The organism is Novosphingobium umbonatum (assembly GCF_004005905.1).
Lineage (GTDB): Bacteria > Pseudomonadota > Alphaproteobacteria > Sphingomonadales > Sphingomonadaceae > Novosphingobium > Novosphingobium umbonatum.
In genome coordinates this window covers 388,277-414,992 of record NZ_SACO01000002.1, presented here as the reverse complement: position 1 = coordinate 414,992, position 26,716 = coordinate 388,277, and the positions used below count along the sequence as shown (strand labels likewise).

19 protein-coding genes are annotated in these 26,716 nt (G+C 58.1%); 9 read left to right on the top strand and 10 right to left on the bottom strand.

From position 1 onward, the window contains the following. Nucleotides 1–2: 2 nt before the first annotated feature. The 5 genes from EOE18_RS04245 to EOE18_RS04225 form a co-directional block, all read right to left on the bottom strand. Nucleotides 3–2,234, bottom strand: a complete 2,232-nt coding sequence (locus tag EOE18_RS04245; protein WP_127706519.1) for a hybrid sensor histidine kinase/response regulator — start codon at nt 2,232–2,234, stop codon at nt 3–5. Beyond that, entirely contained in the window at nt 2,234–3,382 is a 1,149-nt protein-coding gene (locus EOE18_RS04240) for an FIST N-terminal domain-containing protein (protein ID WP_342772633.1), read from the bottom strand. Before EOE18_RS04240 ends, EOE18_RS04245 begins: the two co-directional genes overlap by 1 nt. 140 nt (nt 3,383–3,522) lie before the next feature. After that, entirely contained in the window at nt 3,523–3,873 is a 351-nt protein-coding gene (locus tag EOE18_RS04235) for a DUF779 domain-containing protein (RefSeq protein ID WP_246027260.1), read from the bottom strand. 92 nt (nt 3,874–3,965) lie between these two features. Further along, nucleotides 3,966–5,486 (bottom strand): aldehyde dehydrogenase, encoded by a 1,521-nt coding sequence (gene adh, locus EOE18_RS04230; RefSeq protein ID WP_127706515.1) that lies wholly within the window; start codon nt 5,484–5,486, stop codon nt 3,966–3,968. A 98-nt stretch (nt 5,487–5,584) separates the two neighbouring features. After that, nucleotides 5,585–8,086, bottom strand: a complete 2,502-nt coding sequence (locus EOE18_RS04225; protein ID WP_246027248.1) for a TonB-dependent receptor — start codon at nt 8,084–8,086, stop codon at nt 5,585–5,587. A gap of 274 nt (nt 8,087–8,360) precedes the next feature. On the opposite strand from EOE18_RS04225, the gene EOE18_RS04220 reads away from it, so the two are divergent. From EOE18_RS04220 to EOE18_RS04205, 4 genes are all read left to right on the top strand, one after another. Continuing rightward, nucleotides 8,361–9,350 carry an aldo/keto reductase gene (locus tag EOE18_RS04220; protein WP_127706513.1) on the top strand — a complete coding sequence of 330 codons (990 nt, stop codon included), beginning with the start codon at nt 8,361–8,363 and terminating at the stop codon, nt 9,348–9,350. Continuing rightward, nucleotides 9,347–10,465: a multidrug effflux MFS transporter gene (locus tag EOE18_RS04215; RefSeq protein ID WP_246027247.1), complete on the top strand. Its 1,119-nt coding sequence runs from the start codon at nt 9,347–9,349 to the stop codon at nt 10,463–10,465. Before EOE18_RS04220 ends, EOE18_RS04215 begins: the two co-directional genes overlap by 4 nt. A gap of 78 nt (nt 10,466–10,543) precedes the next feature. Further along, entirely contained in the window at nt 10,544–11,065 is a 522-nt protein-coding gene (locus EOE18_RS04210; RefSeq protein WP_127706511.1) for a (2Fe-2S)-binding protein, read from the top strand. Continuing rightward, nucleotides 11,065–13,413, top strand: a complete 2,349-nt coding sequence (locus tag EOE18_RS04205) for a molybdopterin cofactor-binding domain-containing protein (RefSeq protein ID WP_127706663.1) — start codon at nt 11,065–11,067, stop codon at nt 13,411–13,413. Before EOE18_RS04210 ends, EOE18_RS04205 begins: the two co-directional genes overlap by 1 nt. A 222-nt stretch (nt 13,414–13,635) precedes the next feature. Here the strand turns inward: EOE18_RS04205 and EOE18_RS04200 are convergent, their stop codons facing one another. Together EOE18_RS04200 and EOE18_RS18995 are read right to left on the bottom strand one after the other, a co-directional pair. Then, the gene (locus tag EOE18_RS04200; RefSeq protein WP_127706509.1) at nt 13,636–14,673 is read right to left on the bottom strand and encodes a tyrosine-type recombinase/integrase; all 1,038 of its coding nucleotides are present in this window, start codon (nt 14,671–14,673) and stop codon (nt 13,636–13,638) included. A gap of 3 nt (nt 14,674–14,676) precedes the next feature. After that, a complete protein-coding gene (locus EOE18_RS18995; RefSeq protein ID WP_127706507.1) occupies nt 14,677–14,940 on the bottom strand; it encodes a helix-turn-helix domain-containing protein in 264 nt (87 codons plus the stop codon). 130 nt (nt 14,941–15,070) lie between these two features. On the opposite strand from EOE18_RS18995, the gene EOE18_RS04190 reads away from it, so the two are divergent. Then, nucleotides 15,071–15,655: a hypothetical protein gene (locus EOE18_RS04190; RefSeq protein ID WP_127706505.1), complete on the top strand. Its 585-nt coding sequence runs from the start codon at nt 15,071–15,073 to the stop codon at nt 15,653–15,655. A gap of 323 nt (nt 15,656–15,978) precedes the next feature. On the opposite strand, the gene EOE18_RS04185 is transcribed toward EOE18_RS04190, so the two are convergent. Then, a complete protein-coding gene (locus tag EOE18_RS04185) occupies nt 15,979–16,260 on the bottom strand; it encodes a hypothetical protein (protein ID WP_127706503.1) in 282 nt (93 codons plus the stop codon). A 702-nt stretch (nt 16,261–16,962) separates the two neighbouring features. On the opposite strand from EOE18_RS04185, the gene EOE18_RS04175 reads away from it, so the two are divergent. Continuing rightward, a complete protein-coding gene (locus tag EOE18_RS04175; RefSeq protein WP_127706501.1) occupies nt 16,963–17,154 on the top strand; it encodes a hypothetical protein in 192 nt (63 codons plus the stop codon). Nucleotides 17,155–17,339: 185 nt separating this feature from the next. Here EOE18_RS04175 and EOE18_RS04170 read toward each other — a convergent pair whose 3' ends face one another. After that, entirely contained in the window at nt 17,340–17,909 is a 570-nt protein-coding gene (locus tag EOE18_RS04170) for a hypothetical protein (protein WP_127706499.1), read from the bottom strand. Between the two features lie 638 nt (nt 17,910–18,547). Next, nucleotides 18,548–19,666, bottom strand: coding sequence for a helix-turn-helix domain-containing protein (locus EOE18_RS04165; RefSeq protein WP_127706497.1), 1,119 nt, complete (start codon nt 19,664–19,666; stop codon nt 18,548–18,550). A 233-nt stretch (nt 19,667–19,899) separates the two neighbouring features. On the opposite strand from EOE18_RS04165, the gene EOE18_RS18915 reads away from it, so the two are divergent. The 3 genes from EOE18_RS18915 (at nt 19,900) to EOE18_RS18650 (ending at nt 26,660) form a co-directional block, all read left to right on the top strand. Continuing rightward, nucleotides 19,900–22,587: a calcium-binding protein gene (locus EOE18_RS18915; RefSeq protein ID WP_281278037.1), complete on the top strand. Its 2,688-nt coding sequence runs from the start codon at nt 19,900–19,902 to the stop codon at nt 22,585–22,587. Nucleotides 22,588–23,021: 434 nt separating this feature from the next. Then, nucleotides 23,022–24,029 (top strand): hypothetical protein, encoded by a 1,008-nt coding sequence (locus EOE18_RS04155; protein WP_127706495.1) that lies wholly within the window; start codon nt 23,022–23,024, stop codon nt 24,027–24,029. A 93-nt stretch (nt 24,030–24,122) separates the two neighbouring features. After that, the gene (locus EOE18_RS18650) at nt 24,123–26,660 is read left to right on the top strand and encodes a cadherin domain-containing protein (protein WP_220445964.1); all 2,538 of its coding nucleotides are present in this window, start codon (nt 24,123–24,125) and stop codon (nt 26,658–26,660) included. Nucleotides 26,661–26,716: the final 56 nt, after the last annotated feature.

The window sequence follows — 26,716 nt, the reverse complement described above, 5'->3', positions numbered from 1 at the left end:
CCTCACATGATTTCCAATTGCCGCAACAAGGCCCTCAATTGTGCGGGCTTTACCGGTTTATACAGCAGCGGAATGCCCATAGCGGCCAAGGCCTGCTTCGTTTCCGGCCCGCGATCGGCCGAGACCACCACCGCTGGCAGATCGGCCCGATAGCGGCCGCGCAGATCGGCCACGGCTTGATCGCCGGTCAAACCATCGTCCAGATGGAAATCCACCACGCAGAGCATGGGGCTCTTGTCCTTGGCTTCATTGCAGAAGGCCTTGCCTACCGCCGGATCGGACGGGTCATGGGTGGCCACCACATCCAGCCCCCAGTTTTCCAGCAGCGCCTTCATCCCCGCCAAAACGCCCGCGTCATTGTCGATCACCACCACTACGCCATGGGCGGGGCGGCGCAATTGGATGCGTTCGGGCGTGCTCGCTCCATCGGCAGGGGCGGCGGGCTGGGCCAGCGGCAGGGTGATGGAAAAGGTCGATCCCACCCCCACCGCCGTATCCAGCGTGATATCATGCCCCAGCATGGTCGACACGCGCCGCACAATCGCCAGCCCCAGCCCCTTGCCCGGAATGCGCGAGGCATGGGGCAGGCGGTGGAATTCGCGGAAGATCAGCTCGCGGTCTTTCTCCGTAATGCCCGGCCCGGTGTCGCGTACGCCAACGGTCAGCGCGCCTTCACTTTGGGTGATCTCCACCGCCACCTGGCCTTGCGCGGTGTAGCGGATGGCGTTGGACACGAAATTTTGCAGCACGCGGCGCAGCAGGCGGGCATCGCTGGCCACCCATGCGCCCGTTTCCGGCACGATCAGATCCAGCCCCCCCGCCCGCGCCAAAGGCGAGAATTCGATGCGCAAGGCGTTGAAGATCTGTCCCAAGGCGATGGGGCGGATGTCGGGCTGGATCGCGCCGGCATCAAGCCGCGAGATTTCGAACAGCGCTTCGAGCAGGTCCTCCACCGAATCCAGCGCGATGGTGGTCTGTTCGACCAGACTGCGCGGGCGGGCGGGCAGGCGGCATTCATCCAGCGCCGAGACAAACAGCCGCGCGGCATTGAGCGGTTGCAACAGGTCATGGCTGGCGGCGGCCAGAAAGCTGGTTTTGGAACGGTTGGCGGTCTCGGCCTCGTCCTTGGCCTCTTCCAATTGGTGGTTCAGCTCCACCAGCTGCGCGGTGCGCTCCTCCACCCGCCGCTCCAAAGTCTCGGCGGTTTCGGTCAGGGAGCGGTGGAACTGGATGCTCTCGGTCACATCGTCAAAGGTGAAGACCATGCCCCCCGTCGACAAGCGTACCGAGCGGATCATGAAATGGCGCTCGCCCATCATGCAGGGGGTTTCGCGCCGATCGCCCTCGTCGCGCCACATCAGAGCCTCGCTCTGGTCCAGATGGCAATGGCTGCGGCACCATGCGATCAATCCTGCATGGGTGGACAGGTCCAGCGGGTCCGGCTTGCGCCCGTCCACCGCCTCCAGCAGGTTGAGCAATTCGCCGTTCCACGCCTGTAGCCGCAGGTCGGGGCCGAACATGCAGACGCCTTCGGACAAAGTATCGAGCAGCGCCTGCAGGGCCAGATTACGCTCGGCCAGTTCCTGCGCGCGCTGGCGGGCATCCTCGGCCTTGACCGAGGTGATGTCGGTATAGACGCCGACCGTGCCGCCTTCGCTGGTACGCTTTTCGTTGATCTGTACCCAGCGCCCGTTGGACAGCCATTGCACATGGGCACCGGCGGCCAGACGGTGGCGCTCGACCCGCTCGCTCAACCAGCGGTCGGGGGCGACGATGGCCCCGATGGTGGCGCGGGCATGGACCAAGGCTTCGGCCATGGTCGAAAAGTCGGGGGAATCGGTGGCAAGTGGCACAAATTGCGGCCAGATGTCGAGAAAGGCGCTGTTGCACATCACCATCTTGTCATCGGCGTCAAACAGGGCGAAGCCGTCACTCAGCGATTCAATGGCATCGCGCAGGCGCATACGCGCGGCATCGGCATCAGCGCTGGCCGCCGCCAATTGCGCATTCATCGCGTTCAGCCTGCCCAGCGCCGTTTCCAGTGCGGCGGTTCGCTCGCGCACCATCGCCTCCAGCGCGATGGCGGTTTCGAACATGGAATAGGCGCCGCCCTGCATATCGGTGGCGCGCTCTACTCGATCGATCAGCGCGGCATTGATCTTTTCCAGCTTGCGCACTCTTTCGCGCAATTCCTCCACCTCGCTGGCGGGAGCGGGAGGAGACAGGCTGGCCATCAGGCGCGCCTTTGGCCAATCGCCAGACCGCTGAAAGTCTGGTTCATATGGGCCGAACGGAATTGTTCGCCATAGGTGTTGAAGCCGAAGACATGGTGGTCAACATAAAGCGAGGAGATCTCGCGCGAGATTTGATGCTGGGCCGCATCAATGCGGTTGAGGACGCAATCGAAACCGATGATTTTGTCTATCTCGCCCACGGCAGCCTCGCAATTTGAGAATACCTCATGCAGTTCGGCTATACGATTGACCGGCTCTCCGATAGTCAGGACAATTCCAGCGTCGATGGCGCAGTAAAAAGTAAGGCTGTCATCGGGGTTGACCGACTGGATCGAGCGGACGTGATAGCGCCCCCCGATCCGCACCATCGGCGGGTGGGCGGCAAAGGTCAGCGCGTCCAGCGGGCCCGATTCAATGCCGATCAGCCGGCGATAGGCCTGCGCCGCCGGTTCGGCGTTGATCTCATAAACGGTGCGTGAGGCTGCATCGGCTTGTGTCACCACCATTTTCTGCGCGCCCGCGCGGTAATGGGTGGAGCAAAAGGCATGAAGGGGGCGCTGGCTGCTGAGCAGCGCGATGACGGCGGCCTGTCGGTGAAAGGCGCCCTCATGCAGAATGGCGGTGTCGCGGAAGGCCAAGGCATCGCCGCTCGATCCGCCGATCAGTTCCACATCGCCCAGCGCTTCCTGCGCGATCATGGCCAGCAACTCCTCGCGGTGGGACAGGCCGTCGACAAAGATCATCGCCACATGCATCGCCGCCGGATCGCGCCGCCGCGCATCGGCCACCAGACGACGGATCTGCGCCTGCGCCTGCACCACGTCCAATGCATCCAGATCGGTAAAGCGCAAGGAGGTGAGGGTAAATTCGTCCTGCGGAAAGCCGATGAACAGCAGGCTGTCCTCATCATAGCCGCGCTGGGTCAATTCGCCCGCGCTGGTGCAGCCGACCAAAGTGATATCGGGCAATTGGCGGGAAAATTCCCGCGCCAGTTCCTGCCGGTCAAAATTGCTGGAGCAGAACACCAGACCGCTGCCCACGCGCGCTTTTGCCGCCATACGCGCAATATCGGCCACGGCCGCTTCGGCCTGATGCTCATGCGAAGCATAGGCCAGCAGATCATCCTGCCTCGAAGCCTGAACAACCACCTTGACGGTGTCCTTTCCCCATATGGGCTGCGTCAAATGCGCGCCTTCTTAAATCTCTTTTTGCGCCAGTTTGCGTCGATTTCCACCTCTTTCTTGTGGTTTGGGGTCCCCTGATGGAACAAATCCCTTGCCTTGGCCGCTTATACGCTATCGCCAAGGGGCGGCGGGCCTGCCGCGGCCAGAGCGGCGGCTTCCTCATCGCTGAAAACGCGGCTGCGGGTGATGAAGCGGAAGCCCTCGGGTGCCTCCAGACTCATGCCTGCGCCGCGTCCGGGCACCAGATCGATGGTGAGTTGGGTATGCTGCCAATATTCAAACTGCGCCGCGCCGATCCAGACCGGACAATCCCCGCCAATATGGCCCAGCAAGACATCGCTGGCGCCGGTACGGAATTCGCCGCGCAGAAAACACATCGGGGCGGAGCCATCACAGCAGCCGCCCGATTGGTGAAACATCAAAGGCCCATGGGCCTGCGTCAAACGCGCGATCATGGCCTCTGCCGCCGGTGTCGATAGCACACGCGGCGGCAGGGCGGGGGTGAGAGGAAGGTGGAGCCCAACCACCGGCCTTCCTCCCGGTTCCATCAGAAGAAGCCCAGCTTCTTGGGGCTGTAGCTGACCAGCAGATTCTTGGTCTGCTGATAATGGTCCAGCATCATCTTGTGCGTTTCGCGGCCAATGCCCGATTGCTTGTAACCGCCAAAGGCCGCGTGGGCGGGATAGGCGTGATAGCAATTGGTCCATACGCGTCCGGCCTGAATGGCGCGGCCAAAGCGGTAGCAGGTGTTGGCATCGCGGCTCCACACACCAGCGCCAAGGCCATAAAGCGTGTCATTGGCGATCGAGAGCGCTTCTTCATCGCTGGAGAATTTGGTGACCGAAAGGACAGGGCCGAAGATTTCCTCCTGAAAGATGCGCATCTTGTTATGGCCTTCGAACACGGTAGGGCGCATGTAATAGCCGCCTGCCAGCTCGCCTTCCTGCATCAGCCTTTCGCCGCCGGTCAGCAGCTTGGCGCCTTCGGCCTTGCCGATGTCGATATAGGACAGGATCTTTTCCAGCTGGTCATTCGAGGCCTGCGCGCCGATCATCGTGGCAGGGTCTAGCGGGCTGCCCAGCTTGATCGCTTCCACGCGGCGGATCGCCTTTTCCATGAAGGCATCATAGATCGATTCATGCACCAGCGCGCGGCTCGGGCAGGTGCAGACCTCGCCCTGATTGAGCGCGAACATGGTGAAGCCTTCCAGCGCCTTGTCGAGGAAGTCGTCATCCTGCGCCATCACATCGGCAAAGAAGATATTGGGGCTCTTGCCGCCCAGTTCCAGCGTGCAGGGAATGAGGTTCTCGCTGGCATATTGCATGATCAGGCGGCCGGTGGAGGTTTCACCGGTAAAGGCGATCTTGGCAATGCGCTTGTTGGTGGCCAGAGGCTTGCCCGCCTCGATCCCGAAACCGTTGACGATGTTGAGCACGCCTGCGGGCAGGATGTCGGCAATCATTTCGGCCAACACGAGGATGGACATGGGCGTCTGTTCGGCAGGCTTCAACACCACGCAATTGCCCGCAGCAATTGCGGGGGCCAGCTTCCATGCGGCCATCAACAGCGGGAAATTCCAGGGGATGATCTGGCCCACCACGCCCAGAGGCTCGTGGAAGTGATAGCCGACCGTGTCATGGTCGATTTCCGAAATGCCGCCTTCCTGCGCGCGGATGCAACCGGCGAAATAGCGGAAATGGTCAATCGCCAGCGGCAGATCGGCGGCGGTGGTTTCGCGGATCGGCTTGCCATTGTCGATGGTTTCCACCAGCGCCAACTGGCCCAGATTGGCTTCCAGACGATCGGCAATGCGCAGCATCACATTGGCGCGTTCGGCAGGCGAGGTGCGCGCCCAGCCTTCGCGGGCGGCATGGGCGGCATCCAGCGCCAGTTCAATATCCTCCGCCGTGCCGCGCGCCACCTGACAGACGGGCTGGCCGGTCAGCGGCGAGATATTGTCGAAATACTGCCCGCGCACCGGCGCAACCCATTTGCCGCCGATGAAATTGTCGAATTTGTCGCGGATGAGCGAATGGGAGGCAAATTTGCCAAGGGCCTGTTCCAGCATGATAGTCTCTCCTGCCTGCGTCTGTCAGGCTGCGGTGCCTGCTGCGCGATGGGGCAAGACTAGGTCAGATCAGGGCCTCGGCCTATTGTACCTAAGACCTACATGCGCATCCGCAGGCCCAGTGTGAAGGCGCGCGGGGCGGCAGGGGCAAGGAAGGTGGAATGCAGCAACGGGCGTTCGCCATCGATCACAGGGCCGGCAAAGGGGCGGGCCACAAATTGACCATTGGCGTCAAAGGCCGTGGCGCCCAATTGCGCGCCCGTGGCATAGCGCGTGTCCAGCAGGTTGCGGATGCCCAGCGTCAGGGTGGCCCTTGGGAAAGGCTGATAGGTCAGCGTCAGATTGGTGACCACATAGGCTTCTGTCTTGCCCGCGCCCAGATAATAGGTGCCATCGGCGCGGTGGCGGTTGTTCTCGTTGCCGCGCGCATAGACGCCGGAGGAGGCGGTGGCATCGAGATCCAGCGCGAGGCGATGCGTGATTTGCCAGCCCAATCCGGCCTTGAGCAAATGGCGGGGCAGCAGCGGGATGCGGTCGCCGCTTTGCACTATAATGCTGCCGTCAAAACCGGCGGCGGGGCCATTGTTGGAGGAATTGCCTGATCCGCCCACGCTTTCTCCGCTGCGATAGGTGGCGTCCAGCAAGGTATAGCTGGCGTTCAACCGCAGCGGGTCAAGGCTGGCGCTGCCGCTTATTTCGATGCCCTGTCGGCGCGTCTGGCCGAAATTGCGGAAATAGCCATAGCCGGTGGCCGAGGCGGTGACGAAGAGAATATCGTCCCTGCTGTCGGTGCGGAAGGCGCTGGCCGATAGCGCCCAATTCGGCCTTTGCAGCGCGAATTTGGCCTCCATGCGCTGCGCCACCACCTGCGCCAGCGGAGGATCGCCCGCCAGCGCATTGGGCAGGCGGCAGGGGCTTTCCGGATCGGAACAGCCCAGTTCGATGGCCGATGGCGCGCGCGAGGCTTGCGACCAGCCCAGCGTCACCAACGCGCCCGCGCCCGCCTGCCAATTGAGCGCGGCGGAAGGGTTGAGGCGGGCATAGCTGGGGTTGCTGTCGAGCGATCCGGTGCCACCGCCCGGCGTGATGCGGTCGCGGTTGCGGACCTTGCTGTAATCCCATCGCGCGGCCAGATCGAGGCTGAGCGGGCGGGCCAGTTGCAGATTGGCCAGCGCATAAAGCCCCAGCACCCGTGTCCGGCTATGCAGATCAACCCTTGCGTCAAAGGCATTTTCCGAGGTTTGGGTGCCATCGGCATGGGCGCCTGCACCTTCTACCACCGCCACCGAACGGTCGGGCAGCAGATAGCCGAACTGGCTGGTCTGGGCGAATTGCGCGCGGTTGCTCTGGGCCGATCCGCCAAGGGTCACTTGGCGCAAAAGGCCATGGGCAGGGGCATAGGTCAGCTCCAGATTGCCGCCCCATTCCTCCTGGCTGGTGCTGGATCGGTTGAGCAGCCCGTTGCATTTCTCATTGGGTTCATCGTTGATCAACACATTGGCGATGCAGCGCCATTTGGGGAAAGCAGTATTGGTCGCCGTTTCGCCCGAAAGCGGAAAGCCGCTATAGCCCGCCGCCGCCAGAGCGGCCCGCTCGGCGGCATTGGGTTGATACAGGCTTTGGCCCAGCGCGCCTTCATTGACATCCGCGCCATTGGTGTGGCTGGTCGCCTTGCGCCAGAACAGATTGCCCCTGATCTGCGCGTGATCGCCCAGCGGGCTTTGCCCGTTCAGCATGGCCATCCAGCCACGATTATGGTTCATGTCCGGCTTGGTATAGACGCTGCGGTAATCGCGGTCGAGCAGCCGGAATTCCTGCAGGCCATTGCCGTTGAAGCGGCTGTCGGCGCCATGCAGTGCAAGGCCCAGCTTGCTTTCCCCGCTTTGCCACCCGATGCGGCCATAGCCATGCCAGACGCGCGAGCCGGAATCCTGCCGCCAGCCCGTCTCGCGCATCGCATCGCCATAGGCGAACCAGTCCATGCCATTGTCCAGCACCCCTCCGGCCTGCAACTGGGCCTTGCGCTGGCCGAAAGACCCTGCCGAGACATCGCCCACCACGCCGCCATCGCTGCGCCCGTCGCGCAATTTTACCTGTATCGCCCCGCCCAGCGCGTTGCGGCCAAATTGCGGCGCGGCGCCCGACACCAGCCCGATCGAGGATATAGCGCCCGTGGGGATCAGGTCCCAATTGACCCCGTCACCAAAGGGCTGGTTCAAACGAACGCCATCCATCCAGACCGACAGGCCCTGCGCGGTGCCCAGCACGGGCGATGAGGTGAAGCCGTGGTAATGGACATCCATCGACAGCAGGCTGCCCTGCATATCGGACACCGACACGCCGGGGGCATAGCGGCCCAGCAGGTCGGACAGGGCCTGCGGGCGGCTCTTGTCGATCAAGGGCTGGTCCAGCGTGTTGGCCTGCGGGTCGCCCAAAGGGCTGGCGGTGACGATAATCGCGGCATCGGCTTCTGTCCCGTCGGGCGAGGCTTTGGCCTCTGCGCCGGAGGCATGTTGCGCGGTGACGGCCAGGGCGAGCCCTGCCCATACCATGGCGCGACGTGATGACCTGTCCGATAATGCTTGCTTGAACGTCTTCACCCGCCAGCTCCCTCTGGTGCAAAGAGGTTATGCCGCGTGTCCCTTTATCATGGCCCTTGGCCGGAACTACGCGCAAACCATCAGCCTGTCATCGCATGGCCAATCGGGGGCGGGTATTGGTCTAAGGTCGGATCGCAAGGGGCAAGGGCCTGATCAAGGAGGGCTTTGGCCCATTACTGATTTTCATAAGTTCATGCCGGATGGCCCTACTAATCCTGTCCGGTGCTGCGGGGTAAAGGAACTCCAAGGCCAACACGCCCTTGGAGTTCGTTCTATGCAAAACCGCCAAATTGGACATCTGACCGTTTCTGCCCTTGGCTTTGGCTGTATGGGGCTTGATTTCGGCTATTCCAGCACGCTGCCGCCCGAACAGAGCATCGCCCTGATCCGCGCTGCCGCCGAGCGCGGGGTGACATTTTTCGACACCGCCGAGGTCTATGGCCCGTGGACCAATGAACAAGTGGTGGGCGAGGCGCTGGCGCCCTTCAAGGGGCAGGTGGTGATTGCCACCAAATTCGGTTTCAACATTGATCCCGACAGCGGCGCCATGCTGGGCGTGGACAGCCGCCCCGAAACCATCCGCCGCGTATGCGAAGCCTCGCTCAAACGTCTGGGCGTAGAGGCGATCGACCTGTTCTATCAGCATCGCGTCGACCCTGCCGTGCCGATCGAGGATGTGGCCGGTGCGGTGCGTGACCTGATCGCGCAGGGCAAGGTCAAGCATTTCGGCATGAGCGAGCCTTCGGCGGCCACTTTGCGCCGCGCCCATGCGGTGCAGCCGGTCAGCGCGGTGCAGAATGAATATTCGCTCTGGACGCGGCAGGTGGAAAGCAATGGCATTCTGGAGGCTTGCGACCAGCTTGGCATCGGTCTTGTGCCCTATTCGCCGCTGGGCAAGGGCTTTTTGACCGGCGCGATCACCAGCGCGCAGGATGTGCCCGCGGGCGAGTTCCGTTCTGCCCTGCCGCGTTTCCAGCAGGAGGCGATTGATCACAATCTGGCGCTGGTGGACGCCATCCGCGGCATCGCCGCCGCCAAAGGCACCACGCCCGCCCAGATCGCCTTGGCATGGTTGCTTGCCAAGCGCCCGTTCATCGTGCCAATCCCCGGCACCACCAAGCTGCACCGTCTGGAAGAAAATCTGGGCGCGGCGCAGGTGGCATTGACGGAGGCCGAATTGGCGGAAATTGAACAGGTTCTGGGCCGCATCGATGTGATGGGGGGCCGTTATACGCCTGCGATAGAGGCGATGACCGGCCTGTGAGCGCATCCGCCCCCGCAACGAAAGCCGCGCATCCCCTGCGCCTGTTGGCTGTGCTTTGCGCGTTGATGGGCTTTGCCTCCATCTCCACCGATTTCTATCTGCCAGCCATGCCGGCCATGGCCGCCTCGCTGCATGCGCGGCAGGCGCAGATGGAATGGACCATTTCGGCCTATCTGGTGGGGTTCAGCCTTGGCCAATTGGTGTGGGGGCCGATTGGCGACCGCTATGGCCGCAAGCGTCCGATTGCGGCGGGGCTGGTGCTGTCGCGCGCGATGGTGCGTGATCTTTATGGGCCGGACAAGGCGGGGCAGATGCTTTCTACCCTGATCACCGTGATGGCGGTGGCGCCTTTGGTGGGGCCATGGCTGGGCGGGCAGGTTTTGCTGGTGGCGGGCTGGCGCGCGATTTTCTGGCTGCTGGTGGTGATTGGCGTGGTCACGGGGCTGGGGCTGGCCACCGTGCCCGAAACCCTGCCAGCGGAGCGGCGCCAGATCGTGCCCTGGGGCGATCTGGCGGGGCAATATGGGCGACTTTTGCGCGATGCCACGGTGCTGCGTTGCGCCAGCATTGGTGCGGCCTATTACCTTGGCGTCTATGCCTATGTGGCGGGCACCAGCTTTGCCTATATCACCTATCACCATGTCAGCCCGCAGCATTACGGCCTGCTGTTCGGTGCCGGTATCATCGGGATTATGGGCGCCAATATGGCCAATGTCCGCCTGCTGCCCCGCTTTGGCGGCGCGCGGGTGATGCGCTGGGGCGGATGGATGGCCTGTATGTCGGGTGTGGCCTTGGCCTTGGCGGCATCGACAGATTTCGGCGGGCTATGGGGGCTGGTGCTGCCCTGTTTCGTGTTTGTCAGCGCCTCGGGCCTGATTGTGGCCAATGCCATGGCGCAGGCGATGGCGGGCCATCCGGCGCAGGCAGGCGCGGTTTCGGCTTTGCTGGGCGCCACGCAATATGGATCGGGCATGGTGGGGGCGGCGCTAATCGGGTTGTTGGCCGATGGCACGCCGCGACCGATGGGCTGGGTGATCGGGCTGGGCGGCTTGGCCTGTCTGGTGCCGGTGCTGGTCAAGGCGCGGCCCCGCTCTATTCATGAGCATGGATCATAAGCTCTATGCGGCTAGCCCCTATACCGCAAGGGAACAAGGTAGCGTAATCTCCCGCCAAAATCTGCGTGGGAGAATGCGATGACCACCCTCTCTGTCAATGGTGTCCAGCGCGAGGTGAAAGCCTCGCCCGATACGCCCTTGCTTTATGTGCTGCGCGGCGAGCTGGATGTGATGACGCCCAAATTCGGCTGCGGTCTGGCGCAATGCGGGGCCTGTTCGGTGCTGGCCGATGGCGAGGAAATCCGCGCCTGCATCACGCCGATTTCCGCGCTGGAGGGCAAGGATGTGACCACGGTGGACGGCCTGCCCGCACGCTGGGCCAAGCAGAAGGGGCTGACGCCCGATCCTGAACGGCTGCATCCGGTGCAACAGGCATGGGTGGATGAACAAGTGCCCCAATGCGGCATTTGCCAATTCGGCATGATGATCAAGGTGACCGAATTGCTGGAGCATAATCCCAAGCCCAGCGATGCCGATATCAAGGCGGCGCTGACCACCTCCGGCCCTTCGCCGCATCTGTGCCGCTGTGCTTCCTATGCCGCCATTCTGGATGGCGCCCACCGCGCGGCGGTGCTTATGGCTGAAGGAGGGGCGAAGTGATGCAGACCCCCGACCAGATCGATACGATCCCTGCCGATGGCCTGTCCATCCATGGCGCCCGCCTCTCGCGGCGCGGTTTTCTGGGCACGGGCGGGGCGCTGGTGGTGGCGCTGGGCCTGGCGGCTGATTTCGCCCGCGCCGAGGTTTCGGCGCAAGGCGCTTCGCTGAACGCAGCCCAGCCTTCCAGCTGGATCGAGATCCACCCCGACAGCACCATCACCATGCGGACGGGCAAATGTGATTTCGGGCAAAGCTCGATCTACACGGCCTATCGCCAGATCGTGGCCGAGGAATTGGGTGTGCCCTTGGAGGCGATCACCACGGTGATTGCGGGCGATACCGATCGCACCCCCGATGGCGGCGGCACCTTTGGTCTGTTGCGCAATGCCTCCACCAATATGCGCAAGGCGGCCGCCTATACGCGCGAGGCGGTGCTGGCGCTGGCGGCGCAGCGCTGGGGCGTGGCACGCAGCGCGCTGACCCTGCGCGATGGCGTGGTGAGCGGGGCGGGCCATAGCGAGAAGCTGGGCGCGCTGGTGGCAGGGCAGGATCTGCATCTGGCCATTCCGGTGGAAGGCAAGCTGACCGATTTCCGCGGGCTGGTGGTGACGGGCAATCCGCCGATGAAAGCGGTGGCCGATTACACCATCGTGGGCCAAGCGGTGAAGAACCCCATCCTGCGGCCCAAAGTCTCGGGCCAATTGCCATGGGTGGGCGATATCAAACTGCCCGGCATGCTGCATGCCCGCACGATCCATCCGGCCACTCTGGGCTCCACGCTGATCGCGGCGGGCAAGCTGGATACGGCGCAATTCCCCAAGGCGAAAATCGTGCAGCTGGGCAATCTGCTAGCCGTGGTCTCGCCCGACGAGTGGGAGGCGGTGCAGGCCGCCCAAGCCGTGGCCGCCGACACCAAATGGAGCGAATGGAAGGGTCTGCCCACTTCCGAAAAGCTGCTGGACCATTTGCAGCATAGGGTGGACTGGAGCGCGGTGCCCCCCACGCAAGGCGCAAAGAAGGGCGATGTGGCCAGCGTGAAAGGGGCCAAGACCCACCGCGCCAGCTATTTCATGCCCTATTTCAAACATGCGCCCATCGGCCCCTCGGTCTCGCTGGGCGATGTGAAACCCGATGGTTCGGTCACGGTGCATACCCATAGCCAGAACCCACAATTCCTGCGCATGGCCCTGGCCAAGATGCTGGGCGTGGGCGAGGATAAGGTGGTCGTGCGGACCTATGCGGGGCCGGGCCATTTTGGCCGCTCGAACGGCGGCAATGCCGGATCGGAAGACGAGGCCGTGCTGCTCAGCCGCGCTTTGGGCGTGCCGGTGCGGGTGCAATGGATGCGCCATGATGACATGGGCTGGTCGACGCAAAGCTCCACCGCCTATGCCGATATCAGCATTGCTCTGGATGCGCAGGGGCGGATTGCTTCCTATCAGGCCACCCATTCCGGCCCGCCGATGCAGGATGACCGCCCGATTGGCGCCATTCTGGCGGGCCTTCCGGTGATTGATCCGCCCACGGCCAGTAATCCCTCGCCCATCCATACCGCGAAAATGGGCATTGCCGACCGCTGGGTCTATGGCGCGGTGGAGCATGTGGCGGAAACGGGGCGCGGCACGATCCAGTTGGGCGAGAAGGAATCGCTGATCAAGGTGGGTCTGCGCGACCATTCGATGCGCACGCCGGTGCAGTTCCAGCAAAACTTCCCCCGCGAAGTGGCGATGAGCGAGGCGGCGATGCTGGCGGGCAAGGACGCGCTGCAATTCCGCATCGACCATACCGATGACCCTCGCGTGAAAGCGGTGCTGGAACGGTTGAAGCTGGAGGCGGCATGGGACACGCGCCCATCCCCCGCGCCCCGCACCAAAGGGGCCAAGCTGTTGCGTGGGCGGGGTGTGTCCTTCATGCTGCGCGACAATGGCTATTGGGCCTGCGCGGCGACCATTACCGTTGCCCCCGCCACCGGCGAGGTGAAGGTGGAGCGCATGGTGCTGGTGTCGGACCCGGGCATTGTGGTCAATCCGCTGCAATTGAAGCGGCAGGCGCAGGCGGGCTGTCTGATGGGCGTCAGTCAGGCCTTGCATGAGGAGGTCAGCTTTGACGAGGGCGCGGTGACCAGCCTTGACTGGGCCACCTATCCCATCCTCACCGCGCAGGAGATGCCTGATCTGAAGATCGTGCTGGCGCCCTATGCGGGGGCGCAGATCTATGGGCAGGGCTCGGAAAGCGCCAATGCGCTGGCCGCGCCCGCCATTGCGGGGGCCTTCCTCGACGCCACGGGCAAGCCGGTTCGTCGCCTGCCTTTGCGGCCCGACTATGTGAAGGCGGCGTTGAAAGCCTGACCATCGGGCGCGGCGGGGGCGTCCCTGCCGCGCCCGATTTCACGAGGCGCGAGCATCGGACGGCATATCTTTTTGAAAATCAGGCTTGACGAAGCGGGAAAAGTCGCGGATTAGCGTGCCCCCCCCGTGAAGGGGCGATTAGCTCAGTTGGTAGAGCATCTCGTTTACACCGAGAGGTGCAAGTCGGGAATTAAGCTTTAGAATCAATGGTGTGAGCGCATTTCATTTGGAAATTCCGGGGATATTACGGGAGTTCGCTGCATCGAGTGCTTTGCGAACGTCTTCTGGGGTTGCCTGAGCGTAACGCAGCGTCGTATTTAAATTGGTATGCTGCAGCGCGGTCTTTGCTGCTACAAGAGAACCAGTGTTTCTGACGATGCGCGTTGCGCAGGTGTGGCGAAGATCGTGAAGCCTCACGTGGGGCAGGTTAATTTTCTTACGGGCAGCCTCAAAGGCGTTGCGCAGAACATTTGCGGTTAGAGGTTGGCGTTGCCCTTTTTTTCGCGCACCGTTGCCTTTCTCGCAGAGGTAGCTGAAGACAGACTCGCAGTCTGTTGGCTGCCTGCGAATGATTGCAGTCAAAGTGTCCGTTAAAGGGCGCTGCACCGTATCGCCCCCTTTGAGTCGGGATCTAGCCGTCTTCTGCTCAAAATTGCAGTCGCTCCACTTAAGGTTGATGACCTCGTTTCTCCGCCAGCCTGACGTCAGCAAAAATTCGATCACATCTCGTAGATCGCCGCGCATCGCTTCCAGCAAACGATCTTGGTCCTCGTAGCTGAGTTCGCGGATGGGCAGCTTGGGCGGGCGGCGCCGCAAGCTGGCCCAGTCTGGCATATCGCCTATATTGTAGCGCATTTTGTCGATGTATCGCCAAAGTGCTTGAATGGTATCAACTTCACGATTGATCGTTGCAGTAGAGCGTTTCTCCTTTCGCTTTATAAAGTGCTTCTGTAGCTTGAGCGGTGTGACGTCCGACAGAAATGTGTTAGCTCCAAGAGATTTTTGAAATTCGCGAAGAATATAGGCTGTGGTTTTTTGTGAGGATTGGCTTTCAGTTTTTGATTGGTAGAGGGTTATCGCTTCTGAAATGGAAATTTCATCACGCCGATAGCTTGGAGTTGTGGCTTTGTTTCTGACGAATCTTTCGTATTCCTCGGCTTTCCGCTTGGTTTTCTGCCCGGTGCTTCCGTTGTAGCGGCGACCCTTGAATTGAAAATCGTAGTGGTAATAAGGTGAGCTTTTGGGGAGGTATACGGTCACCTTTCAGCCCCTCCTTCCGCCCGTGCTATCTTCGCTTCTGGAAGGGCGCCCGCGCCTTCTGCTCGGCGTTATGGTGCCGATGGCGGGTTCATTCGCGACAACCGCGTTGTCGATGAGTGCGTTGATGTCTTCGCGGCGATAGCGGACTAGGCGTCCGATTTTTACATATGGGAGGGACCCGTTGGTTCGAGCGTTTCGGACAGAGCGAGGGCTGATGTTTAATAGGTCGGCAGTTTGCTTTTCGGTCAGTAGGGCTGGAGATGACATGGTTGTCGTGGCTCACGGTTGTTTGGGTTGACGGCTGGGGTGAGTTTTGGAATAGCGCGCGTTGGCCTGTGCTTTAGTGCACGTTGTGTGTAATATGACACTCATTTTCGAGTGTCAAGAGGAGGCTTGAGTGTCGAAATATGTTTCGTCAACGAACTATGTGTCTGAGCCTTTGGGGATCGTTGGAGAGCCTTACGCGGAGACTCGCGCGGCGCTGATGCTTAAGGATGGCTTGCTTGCGCTGAAGCGGGATAAGCGTCGATCTGGCAGGGATGTGGCAAAGTCCTTAGGTTACAAGCAGTCTGTGGTTTTAAGTCACATGGCAAGTGGTCGGGTCCCAATTCCCCTTGAGCGGGCCGAAGCTATCGCCAATGAGGTGGAGATATCAGCCAGTGAATTCTTCTTGGCTGCTGTTGAGCAGAGGTGCGCTTCGGCAAGAAGGTTGTTATCTGATTCTTCTGATATTAAAGCGGATCAATCTTTCAGCTTCACAAGCGAGTTGGAGGAGTTGGCAGGTCTTCGAATTGAGAATTTGAGTTCGGAGCATAAAGCTGTCATGCGCGAGGTTGTTGCTGATCCCCGCCCTGCTCGGCGATGGTTGAGCGTGCAGGAGGTTGCGTTGGTTGGGCGCTGGCGTGCGGCTTGGTTGCGGGATGCAAAGATGCGGGAGGATCTTTTGAGTGCTATCCAGCACCTAGTTGGCGACACCCATTGACTGTGTGCGATATAACACATAAAATGTGTGAATGACTAGACATCTGTATGCCAACCCTCACAACCTCCGCCCGCATTTTGCCAAGTTCTTCGAAGACCAAGGGTACACTCATTTTTTGACCCTAAACAGTGAGCGTTCGCTCACTGTTCTTAGAATTAAATCTATCTTCGGCGCCTTTTGCAAAAAGGTTGACGGTAAAATTCTGAATGTCGCACGGGTCGAAAAGCGTCCGTCGTGTGAGCGACTGCGAGCAGTGGCAGTCCCTGAGCATTTGGAGAGTAATGCTCATCTCCACTGCTTGATCGACCTAAAGCCTTTACTGCCTAGATTTTCTGGTTCCGCTGAATGTGAAGAATTTCTTCGGAGATGCTGGAGGGACGTGTCCCGTACAGGAGGGTCGATTGATCTCCAGTTGCGCTCAGGCGTCGGTGCTGCGGCATATGCTTTGAAAGTCGCGGATCGCCGCGATCCCACATACTTTCTGTCATCAGATTTTCATCCCCACTGAATTTTTTGAACCACGCCCAGTTGAAGGCGTGGATATACCGCCCCTGGTTGCGGAATGACGGCCCTTTCGTCGACTGGTCACCGTCGCTGAGTTTCACACTCGGGCACCTCGCTTGAAGCGGGGTGCCATTCCTAGCCTATGGACGTAGGCGAAAAGCAAAAATCAGATTCTCCCATGAGAATAGACGTCCCAGGAAATGACATCCCCATGGATCGGATTGTTATGGCAATCTTCTTATCCTCGGAGCGAACCGAGGTAACCTGAAGCAGGAACGTCAACTTCGAAATCATGGGTTCCCAATAGACCTAGAGTGGGTCGAAAATGGGATTGTCACTTTCAAGGAGGACTTGGTCTCACCGGTAGTGGTTTGCCAAAGTTTGAGAGAGTCCGCGCCAAAGCATGCTGAGGATCTCCCTGCCCGAAACGTTATAGGTTTTTTTGGGCCAGCAGGTTTCGACGCGGAGTTGCAGCAAGAGCAGGGAGTATGTCCGCTAGCTCATCCGCAAAGATCAGGAGTTGCAGAAGTTGCGGGGCCTGCCGTTGGACGACGCGGCATCACCGGTAGGGAAGACTCTAGAGCGGTGCCATTTCCAAGCGCTGGTCGATCAGGCCCAACACCATCAGGCATCATGAAGGCGGCAAAGCCGGCCGTGCTTCAAGAACTCGGGCGGCGTGATGTTCAGCGGGCCATCGATGCGTTGGGTGCAGATGCCTGTGTGGAAACCGCTCTGGCCTCCATTGATGCATCAAATCACACCTAGACCGACCTTTCTTGGTTTCCAACCAGGGGAACGCCCCGGTGGTTCAGGAACTTGGCATTGCTAAATTGCGGTTGCGGCGCATCAAAGGTTTTCCTTGGCTGATCATCGATACCAAAGGTGCTGAGGTGGTCGGCGTGTGGCGTATATTGCACGCGAAACAGGATAGGCCGGCGTTGCTGGGCGAAGATGGGGCAGGTGCGGTGGCTGTAGGTAAGGTTCCGCTGCGATAGCCGGAAAGTGCGAAAATTCGCACGCAGCGTCTGCATTCGCAACAAAATCACTTTAACCAATCCAAAAAGTCCACCCAAAAATCACCATACCCACGCGCAAAACCGTCAAGTTACCGGCGTTCGGATTGAAGGCGGGGCCGCTTATGCTCAAACCCCGCCACAGCCATTTTTAGGCCCCTACAGCGTCAAACCCGCTCTGGCGGACATATGCGCCAGTCACCCTCGTCATCTTGCTCTGCGATGCCTTTGCGGCCCTCATCCATGTCTTCGAGCAGCATGCTTTTCTCCATCGGGATCTTGTGAGGCAGCAGCGGCGTGATTTTGTCCCATTCTGCAGGGCAGCCCCATGTGTCGCGGTGCCAGATGTCATAGATGGCGTGTGCCTCCGCCACATCTTCTGCAAAGACCCAGAGAGCGCTTTCCTTACCATGGTGGAAGGCAAAGGCCTTGATCCTGACGGGGCGCTCCAGCGGGCCTTTGGCCGGCATATGCGGGGGTGCAATGGTCCATACTTCAGGCTCTTCCAGCCAGTAGCACACGCCGGTATACCCAGCTTCCATCAGATCGCGCATTTCGGGCTGGGCATAGACATGTCTGTCGGTGAAGACCCGAAAGTCCATGAACTGGCTGATGATATGCCCGCGGTGGTTGCGCAGCCATTCGGCAAAGATGAGGCTGGCATGTTCCATGTCATGGGCGATGATGGTGACGGCGGTATCATCGCCGCGACAGCGGGCTTGAAAAGCAAAGCTCATAGATTGACCTCGTTGTTGGTGACGAGATCTTTCTGACAGCTTCTGCGCTGGAATGCGGGTGGGAAATGGTCCGAGAATGCGGGAATTTGTGCCTACTGAATGACGGCAGCGGCGCCATGAATGGACGGGTCGGCGCGCGGTAAATTAGCTCTACAACCCGTCCATTTGATAATCTATTTAGCCGGGCGAACGAAAGCGTCGACTGCTCCCTGCTGGCCGTGCATCATAGAACCATTCTCCAGTAGCTTTGAAACTGCTCCAACTCCACGTCTGCCCAGGACGTACGCCCCAATTAACACCGCAGTTCCAACCCGTATCCCGCTCAAGGCAGAATCGGATATCGACGGCATGATTGCAGTTGTTTCGTACGTATGCCGCCGTGTTTCCCGCAAAGTTAACATTATAGCGTACATCTGGTCGGCTGATGCAGCCAGTTGAATCCTGATCATCATCATAAGCTGCGTGTGCTGTTGGGGGCAGCACCGGCAAACCGCTCACGAAGATGCCCAAGGCCACAAAAAGGGTAATTCCACATCTAAAGCTTTGCATCGTCGCACTCCTTTTGTGTGACGATCAACAGCACGAAACGCTTTTGGGCTCATCCCCTGCCTTGGGTATGGGCGAAAAAATTCCGCTCGTCAGAGCATATCGCGCAGGAAGGCGATCAGTTCGCCAGCATTGTGCATGCCGGTCTTTCGGTAGATATGTTTCATCTGCGTATGGACCGTCTCAGGGGATACCTGCCGAGAACTCGCTATTCCCTCGCGGTCCATGCCCTTCGCCAATTGCAATGCCACTTCAGCCTCGCTGGGCGAGAAGCCGATGGCCTCACGCAGCACGGCGACGTGGCGCTCGTCAAATTGAGCCGGTTGCTTGAGGTTGATCAGCAAATGGGGCCTTTCGCCAAGGCTCCAATCCTGACGCGGCAGGCCAAATATTTCGCAGATAACCCCTGCAGCCAAGTCATCCGTTGCAGTTTCCAGCCAAACCAGCTGCGGTGTGGGAAAATCTCCCCGTTCAACAGCTTTATGTACCCGCGCAATAGCTGCCTGCAGCTTACGGTCGGATCGGGGGGATGTGGCAAATATCTTGCCGTTGGCGCTGCGTAAATGTGACTGGCTGGAAAGGGCGGCCTGAGCACAACGGGTATGCCCCATCATTCGACCATATCGATTGAGCAGGATGACCGATGCATCCATGGCTTCCAGCGCACCGGCCAGAAGCAGGGAACCTTGATGGGCCAGATTCCTTTGTAAGCGCACGGCCGTTTGCGCCGCTGTCAAAATTCCGCCGAATATAGCCCGATCATCTTCGCTGCTGGGGCCATCCTCGCGTGTACGAAGCGTGGCCAGACCAAAGAAGCTGCCGCGCTCCTGCTGCAACACAGCCTGCATGCCAAAGCTCATGTCTGCGTCATGTGCAAAATCATCATAGAGGTCAAAGCGCTGCCTCTTGTGCGCCTCGTCGTAATGATGTTCGTAAATCAATTCCAACGGTTCACCGGAACAATGTACTCGCCAATTTACGTTGGGATTTCCGCCATTTATTTCGACAAACTTCCGCTGGAAGTCATTACCATCCAAATTGGTAATGATATCAAGGGTAAAAATCGGCCCGCCGTCAAAGGCAATCAGTTGTCCCCGCGCAGAATTGGTTAGGCGAGCCATGTCGCGCAGAGCCAACTCCCAGCCGCCTTGGGTCAAGGGTGCTGCGAGAAACGTCTCGCGCAAATCCTGAACGGTTGTGGCTCGTCCCATTGCCCCCTCATCAATTCCAAGCGCGAGCCATCAATCGTCGCACTGCAGCATTCAATCGGGATTGACCGGAAATATCAACAATCCTGAGGGGCATGTTTCAAAATTGGTCGGCATACCCTGATCTGGGGATGCCTAGGGAATGTTCCTGCTGCAAACTGGTACTATCGGCGACAGGAGCATTTTCATGTCCCTGCGCCAATCTAGATGATCTAAATTCAAAATGCAGGTGCGACATGACCGTTTATAACAATACAGCCTCGTATACCGTTAACCTTAATGCTGATAGGCAGCAAACCTCACCATACATTACTCCAATCAGCAATGGCCGACTATTGTATACTTGGTCGGAGAGGTTGTCTCCAGAATTTGGCGTTTTCAAAGGGAATATTGATGTAAAAGGGCGAATTTTTTCTTACAGTGGAGAAACTCTTGGAGGCGACTTTACCATTAATGATGGGAAACAGGATCGACAGTTCAATGGCCAAGCCATCTCGCTGTCGAATGGGGGCTTCATGGCCTTATGGGAGGATAAAAATGAATACGGAGATGGTTATTTGTATGCTCGAATTTTTAATTCTTCAGGGATTCCCGCATCTAATCCATTTCTGATAAGCAATTTTCCATCTTACACCTCACCTTCGTCGATCTCGCTTACTACGTTAAGTGATGGAAGGATTGTGGCGACTTGGGAGCAAAACCATCAGGCGCCTGGGGCTGGCGCTGGTGGCATTGTTGGGCAGATTTTTACATCAGATGGTCAGATTTCTGGCGAAAATTTCCGCATCAATCAATTTTTCGGTGACGGTTATTCTCAAGGGGCTGCTGAAGTTACCGCTCTGAGCAATGGCAATTTTGTTGTTGCGTGGGAAACTATCGGCACCAATAGCGATGGCGACCATTATGCAGTCCTCGCAAAAATCTTCAATGTGAACGGCCAGGCAATTTCAGGGGAATTCTTTGCCAATACCACCACGCAGGGGATGCAGCGATTCCCCGAAATCACATCAACCAGCAATGGCGGCTTCCTTGTAACATGGACTGGAACTGCTCCTGACGGCTATACAGTTAACTATCAGTTGTTTGATGGATCTGGTAATAAGGTTGGCACAGAAAAGTTTCTCAGCCTTGGATGGTATAGCAATGCCGCAAGCCTGACGAATGGCGACTTTGTTATCACATACACGCATGGCACTGTCCTTTATTATCAAATTATCGATAGCAATGGAAATTTGAACGGAGTTCCTACGAAGATTTCTGAATATTACTTTAGTGGGCAAGGCGGTCATACTGTTACGCCGATTGTCGGTGGAGGTTTCGTTGTAACATATGAAATCGCGGCAGAGGTCTACAGCAAGACATTTACGCCAGAAGGTGGGCCAATTCTCGATGGCGCTGTCATTATTGGTACCGACGGGGCTGACACCATAAGCCAAACCAAATCAACTGCAGGATTGCCACTAGCAACCTCCAAATCTGACATGCTCAGCACTGGTGCGGGCAATGACAGGTTGGATGGCGGTCAAGGCGCGGATTTCATGCAAGGCGGCTCTGGCAATGACACATACATCGTGGACAATGCCGGTGACATCGCCATGGAAAAGATCGGTGAAGGTACAGATCTTGTGATGTCATCGGTAAATTTCTCGCTTGGTGCCAACGTCGAAAACCTTACCTTGACGGGAACATCTTCTATCAACGGAAGTGGCAATAGCCTCGACAACGTTATCACCGGAAATTCAGCAAACAATGTCCTTTCCGGCGGCGATGGCAATGACAGCCTCAACGGCGGTGCGGGCAATGACACGCTGATTGGTGGCGCAGGCAATGATAGGTTGGTAGGCGGACTGGGCGCGGACACCATGTCGGGCGGTCTGGGTGATGACAGCTACACCGTGGATGATGTTGGCGATGTGGTCACCGAAAATGCCGACGAAGGCACCGACACCGTGTCTGCCTCAATCAGCTATACTCTGGGCGCCAATCTGGAGAAACTGACGCTGACCGGCGCCAACGATCTTACCGGAACCGGTAATAATCTGGCCAACACCATCACCGGCAATACGGGAAACAACCAACTCTACGGTTTGGGTGGCAACGACGTCCTGACCGGCGCTGAAGGCAATGACACGCTCGACGGTGGCGATGGCAATGACACCCTCAACGGCGACAATGGGCAAGACACGCTGATCGGCGGGGCGGGCAATGACAAACTCGTCGGCGGCCTGGGTGCGGACAGCATGTCAGGCGGTTTGGGGGATGACGGCTATACCGTCGATGACATCGGCGATGTAGTGATCGAGAATGCCAATGAAGGCACCGACACGGTGTCAGCTTCGGTCGGCTATACTCTGGGCGCCAATCTGGAAAAGCTGACGCTGACCGGTACGGATAACCTCACCGGAACGGGCAATGATTTGGCCAACACCATCACCGGCAATGCAGGCAGCAACCAACTCTACGGTCTGGGCGGGAATGACGTGCTGACCGGTGGGGATGGTAATGACTTCCTTTATGGCGGCACTGGAAATGACACGCTCTCTGCAGGTAATGGCGTGGATTGGCTGTCGGGTGGCCTGGGGGCGGACACCCTGAGCGGGGGCACTGGTGCAGACACTTTTTCGTTCGATCTGTTCGATCCGACAACAAAAGACACGATCAAAGACTTCGAACACGGCATTGACCACATTGCGCTGGATCGAACCGCCTTCTCTGCCTTTTCGGGCAGCGCTGCGGGGACTTTGAATGCGTCCAACTTTGTACTGGGCACTAAGGCCAATACGGCAGATCAACGCCTGATCTACAACCAAGCCACCGGCGCGTTGTATTATGATGCCGATGGATCAGGCAGCGGTGTAGCTATCCAGATCGCAACGCTGACTACCAAGCCAACCTTGGATGCGGGTGATTTTGTTCTGATTTAATCGAGAGTTATAACGGGAACACGCAGGGCAAAGGCCATTTTTTCCTGCCCTGCGTGTTCAATTTTCTGCCACGGCTGGGTTTGCATATAGCACATTGCTTCACCTCCAAGGGTACAAGCCTAGAAAAACACCGAAGTCCTAGAAATTGCCGCGCCTGTTGACTGGGGTGCTGCCTATCAGGCGGTGTGGAAATCGCGCTGATCCTACCAAAATCTCCGACTGAAAGCTCATAGATTGACCTCTTTGTTGGTGGCGAGATCTTTCTGGCAGCTTTTGCCCTGGAATGCGGGTGGGGAATGGACCGAGAATGTGGGAGTTTGTTCCGATAAAATAAAAATATCTGAAATGTGCACAGGATGTTTGTGCTCAAATCTTGCGGATGAATGCCGCCCTTGCAACATTGGGGTTAATTTAGTGCGACATGGAGTTATTTTGTGGCAGCTGCAGACAATACCCCCGGCACCTTGCTTGGGTTGACCATCCCATCCACAATCAACGTGAGCAATGGAACCTACGCTAACTTCACGGCAAGCGCTAGCGATGCGGGTTTGGGCATAGACTATGTGTATGTCAGCCTAGATAAGAGTTTTCAGAATTCGTACGGTCGCCAAAGTGCTCTTTATTTTTACAATTCCACTGACAGTTTTTCGGATTTGTCATCGACACTTAATCAGTATTTTTCATCAGCCACTTCTTCTGGTGCTTATAACATTGAGTATGTCTATGTGTGGGATAAGGCTGGGAATTACAATTATTACAGCTCATCCCAATTGAAATCAATGGGAATTAACACAAGCTTCACTGTAAGCGGTGGAGCGGCCACAGACAATACCCCCGGCACCTTGCTTGGGTTGACCATCCCATCCACAATCAACGTGAGCAATGGGACCTACGTCAACTTCACGGCAAGCGCTAGCGATGCGGGTTCGGGCATAGACTATGTGTATGTCAGCCTAGATAAGAGTTTTCAGAATTCGTACGGTCGCCAAAGTGCTCTTTATTTTTACAATTCCACTGACAGTTTTTCGGATTTGTCATCGACACTTAATCAGTATTTTTCATCAGCCACTTCTTCTGGTGCTTATAACATTGAGTATGTCTATGTGTGGGATAAAGCTGGGAATTACAATTATTACAGCTCATCCCAATTGAAATCAATGGGAATTAACACAAGCTTCACTGTAAGCGGTGGAGCGGCCACAGACAATACCCCCGGCACCTTGCTTGGGTTGACCATCCCATCCACAATCAACGTGAGCAATGGGACCTACGTCAACTTCACGGCAAGCGCTAGCGATGCGGGTTCGGGCATAGACTATGTGTATGTCAGCCTAGATAAGAGTTTTCAGAATTCGTACGGTCGCCAAAGTGCTCTTTATTTTTACAATTCCACTGACAGTTTTTCGGATTTGTCATCGACACTTAATCAGTATTTTTCATAAGCCACTTCTTCTGGTGCTTATAACATTGAGTATGTCTATGTGTGGGATAAAGCTGGGAATTACAATTATTACAGCTCATCCCAATTGAAATCAATGGGAATTAACACAATCTTCACTGTGTACGATAATCTCACTCAAAACGCCCCGATAATCACTTCTAGCGGTGGCCTAGCGACTGCAGCAGTCAGCATTGCGGAAAACACCACCACTGTTACCACTGTTGCGGCGACGGACGCTGATGCGGGCTCAACACTTGCTTATTCCATTACTGGCGGCGCCGACTCGTGGCTGTTCCAAATTAACTCTGTCACCGGCGCACTGACCTTCAAGAATGCCCCGAATTTTGAGGCTCCTTCAGACGCGGGCGGCAATAATGTGTATGACGTGACGGTGACGGTCAGCGATGGAAACCTCACGGATAGTCAGGCCATTGCCGTCTCGGTTACCAATACCAATGAAGCGCCGACAATTACGTCAAGCGGAGGCGCTGCAACTGCGTCCGTCAGTATCCAAGAAAACGCCAAGGCTGTGACCACAATTACAGCGACCGACGCCGACGCCTCGACAACGATCACCTACGCCATCACGGGCGGCGCTGACGCTGGCAAGTTCCAGATCGACGCCAGCACGGGCGCGCTCAGCTTTAAGGCTGCGCCCAACTTTGAGGCGCCGACGGATGTAGGGGGTAACAACATATATGATGTAACTGTCACGGCCAGCGATCGCGCACTGAGTGACAGTCAGGACATCGCGGTGAGCGTCACCAATGTGAACGAAGCACCCATTTTTACATCCAGTTTCCGCATTGCCGAAAACGGCAATGTCGTCACAACATTGGCGGCAGAAGATGCAGACGCAAATAGCTCCATCACCTACGCCATTACCGGCGGGCCAGACGCCGCACTGTTCCAAATTGACCCGGCCAGTGGTGCATTGAGCTTCATCACTGCGCCTGATTATGAAATGCCCCTCGATGGCGGCAGCAACAACACCTATGACATCATTGTTACCGCCAGCGATGGGTTGATGTCAGGAAGCCAACGCGTGCTGGTGTCTGTCTCGAACGTCAACGAGGCCCCCATTATCACCACGCCCGGCGCCACGGTCAGCGCTGCGGAAAATGGCTTGTCGGTTGCCACTGTTGCTGCTTCCGACGTCGATGCGGGGAGCGTGATTACCTACTCAATCACTGGAGGCGCAGATGCGTCGTTGTTCCAGATTGATTCTGCGACCGGCGCGCTTAGCTTCAAATCTGCTCCAGACTTCGAGGCCGCTGGCGACGTGGGCGCTGACAATGTCTATGATGTAATCGTCACTGCCAGCGACGGTAGCCTGGATGATACGCGGGCGTTTGCAGTAAATGTCACCAATGTGAACGAAGCGCCTGACATTACGTCTAACGGCGCAGGCGCAGCAGCGGCGATCAATGTGCTAGAAAATACTTCAGCAGTAACCACGGTTTCTGCACGCGATTTGGATGGGGCCTCGGTGATCACCTATTCGATCACCGGGGGTGCCGATGCAGATCGTTTCCAGATCGATGCCTCGACTGGCGCTCTAAGCTTCAAGGCAGCCCCCAATTACGAAGTGCCTACCGATGCTGGCAGCGACAACGTGTATGACGTGATCGTAACCGCCAGCGATGGCTCATTAAGTGATAGCCAGAGCCTCGCGGTCACCGTTGGCAACGTCGCGGAGGCCATCACGCGCGTTGGCACTGCCGCTGCCGAAACCATGAACGGCAGCGATGAAGCCGACAAGCTGAACGGCATGGCCGGAAACGACACGTTGAATGGCGATCTGGGCAATGACACGCTTTATGGTGGTGATGGTCTGGACACTTTGAACGGCGGCGCAGGTGACGACCTGATCTATGGCCAGAATGACGCCGACACGCTCAACGGCGGTTCAGGCAACGACTATCTGGACGGCGGTGCCGGTGCGGATACGATGAAGGGTGGCGAAGGTGATGACACGTACATTGTCGATGCCAGCGGCGATCGTGTCACAGAACTTGCAGGCGAAGGCATAGACTGGGTGAAAGCCTCGATCAGCTACACTCTTGGCGCCAATGTCGAGAAATTGTCATTGAGTGGCACTGGCGCCCTGTCTGGAACTGGCAACGGGCTAGATAATGCCATTACGGGCAATGCCGGCATCAATATTCTTCGCGGGTTGGATGGCAATGATGCTCTGCGCGGCGAAGGCGGCAATGATGTGCTTTATGGCGGCAGTGGGGCAGACGCACTTTACGGCGGTGATGGGGCGGACCGACTGATTGGCGGTGCTGGCGCGGATACGCTAACCGGCGATACTGGGCCTGACACCTATGTGCTGAATGTTTTGGACGGCACATCGGACCGCATTTACGGGTTTGAGACTGGCGTTGATACGCTGGCATTTGATCTGGATGTGTTTACCAGCCTAGCTTTGGGTGATGATGGTAAGATCGCTGCCTCGCAAATTACCTTTGGCGCTACGTCGACCAATGCGGAGCAATATCTGATCTACAATCAGACCACCGGTAGCCTTTTCTATGACGCCGACGCCAATGGGGCGGGGGCGGCAGTTCTGCTCGCAACCTTCAACACCAAGCCGACCTTGAGCGTGGGCGATTTTGTAATGATGTAATCGCGTCGCGATTTGCAAGCCCCGCCATCAGTGCAAGTTGGTGGCGGGGTTTCCAT

Bases quoted from the DNA above. Each gene is read 5' to 3' on its own strand.
- EOE18_RS04205 (WP_127706663.1), top strand. From the start codon at position 11,065: ATGCAGACCCCCGACCAGATCGATACGATCCCTGCCGATGGCCTGTCC.
- adh (WP_127706515.1), bottom strand. From the start codon at position 5,486: ATGCTGGAACAGGCCCTTGGCAAATTTGCCTCCCATTCGCTCATCCGC.
- EOE18_RS04170 (WP_127706499.1), bottom strand. From the start codon at position 17,909: ATGAGCTTTGCTTTTCAAGCCCGCTGTCGCGGCGATGATACCGCCGTC.
- EOE18_RS04220 (WP_127706513.1), top strand. From the start codon at position 8,361: ATGCAAAACCGCCAAATTGGACATCTGACCGTTTCTGCCCTTGGCTTT.
- EOE18_RS04245 (WP_127706519.1), bottom strand. From the start codon at position 2,234: ATGGCCAGCCTGTCTCCTCCCGCTCCCGCCAGCGAGGTGGAGGAATTG.
- EOE18_RS18650 (WP_220445964.1), top strand. From the start codon at position 24,123: ATGGGAATTAACACAATCTTCACTGTGTACGATAATCTCACTCAAAAC.
- EOE18_RS04165 (WP_127706497.1), bottom strand. From the start codon at position 19,666: ATGGGACGAGCCACAACCGTTCAGGATTTGCGCGAGACGTTTCTCGCA.
- EOE18_RS04235 (WP_246027260.1), bottom strand. From the start codon at position 3,873: ATGATCGCGCGTTTGACGCAGGCCCATGGGCCTTTGATGTTTCACCAA.
- EOE18_RS18915 (WP_281278037.1), top strand. From the start codon at position 19,900: ATGACCGTTTATAACAATACAGCCTCGTATACCGTTAACCTTAATGCT.
- EOE18_RS04210 (WP_127706511.1), top strand. From the start codon at position 10,544: ATGACCACCCTCTCTGTCAATGGTGTCCAGCGCGAGGTGAAAGCCTCG.
- EOE18_RS18995 (WP_127706507.1), bottom strand. From the start codon at position 14,940: ATGTCATCTCCAGCCCTACTGACCGAAAAGCAAACTGCCGACCTATTA.